At 53.0% G+C, this 1,691-nt stretch carries 1 rRNA gene; it reads left to right on the forward strand.

The window, feature by feature from the left end:
- The first annotated feature begins 156 nt into the window (after nucleotides 1-156).
- A 16S ribosomal RNA gene (locus tag G7Y82_RS21065) occupies nucleotides 157-1,686 on the forward strand.
- Nucleotides 1,687-1,691: the final 5 nt, after the last annotated feature.

The raw sequence follows: 1,691 nt of genomic DNA on the forward strand, positions 1-1,691 counted from the left end.
AGCAAGTAATTTGTGTGGGTGCTCCCGTGTACGTGGCGAAGCCATGAAACATGAGAGTATCAACGTAGCCAAGTCAATGAGTTACGAAGATGACTCTTCGCTACCGACGTCGTTTAGCCACGATTAGGTAGATTTTGGATCAAGTTTTACACCTTTAAAGTGGAGAGTTTGATCCTGGCTCAGATTGAACGCTGGCGGCATGCCTAACACATGCAAGTCGAACGAGGTGTAGCAATACATCTAGTGGCGGACGGGTGAGGAATACGTAGGAATTTACCTTAGAGCGGGGGATAGCCCAGGGAAACTTGGAGTAATACCGCATGATGTCGCAAGACCAAAGCTGGGGACCGCAAGGCCTGGCACTCTAAGAGGAGCCTACGTCTGATTAGCTAGTTGGTAGGGTAAAGGCCTACCAAGGCGACGATCAGTAACTGGTCTGAGAGGACGATCAGTCACACCGGAACTGAGACACGGTCCGGACTCCTACGGGAGGCAGCAGTGGGGAATATTGGACAATGGGCGCAAGCCTGATCCAGCAATGCCGCGTGTGTGAAGAAGGCCTTCGGGTTGTAAAGCACTTTAAGCAGGGAAGAAAAAACTTTCGTTAATAGCGGGAGTCTTGACGGTACCTGAAGAATAAGCACCGGCTAACTCTGTGCCAGCAGCCGCGGTAATACAGAGGGTGCGAGCGTTAATCGGATTTACTGGGCGTAAAGCGTGTGTAGGTGGTTATTCAAGTCAGTTGTGAAATCCCCGGGCTCAACCTGGGAACTGCTTCTGAGACTGAATGACTAGAGTACGATAGAGGGTGGTGGAATTTCCGGTGTAGCGGTGAAATGCGTAGATATCGGAAGGAACATCAATGGCGAAGGCAGCCACCTGGGTCTGTACTGACACTGAGACACGAAAGCGTGGGGATCAAACAGGATTAGATACCCTGGTAGTCCACGCCGTAAACGATGAGAACTTGACGTCGGTTTGCTCTGCAAGTCGGTGTCGTAGCTAACGCGATAAGTTCTCCGCCTGGGGAGTACGGCCGCAAGGCTGAAACTCAAAGGAATTGACGGGGGCCCGCACAAGCGGTGGAGTATGTGGTTTAATTCGATGCAACGCGAAGAACCTTACCTGGCCTTGACATGCTAGGAATCCTGCAGAGACGTGGGAGTGCCCGCAAGGGAACCTAGACACAGGTGCTGCATGGCTGTCGTCAGCTCGTGTCGTGAGATGTTGGGTTAAGTCCCGCAACGAGCGCAACCCTTGCCCTTAGTTGCCACCATTCAGTTGAGCACTCTAAGGGGACCGCCAGTGACAAACTGGAGGAAGGTGGGGATGACGTCAAGTCATCATGGCCCTTATGGCCAGGGCTACACACGTACTACAATGGGCAGTACAGAGGGTCGCCAAGCCGCAAGGTGGAGCTAATCCCAAAAAGCTGTTCGTAGTCCGGATTGAGGTCTGCAACTCGACCTCATGAAGTCGGAATCGCTAGTAATCGCCGATCAGCATTTGCGGCGGTGAATACGTTCCCGGGCCTTGTACACACCGCCCGTCACACCATGGAAGTCTGTTGCACCAGAAGTGGGTAGTCTAACCGTAAGGAGGGCGCCTACCACGGTGTGGCCGATGACTGGGGTGAAGTCGTAACAAGGTAGCCGTAGGGGAACCTGCGGCTGGATCACCTCCTTTCAAGA

The organism is Solimonas marina (genome assembly GCF_012241385.1).
In the GTDB taxonomy this organism is placed as follows: Bacteria; Pseudomonadota; Gammaproteobacteria; order Nevskiales; family Nevskiaceae; genus Solimonas; species Solimonas marina.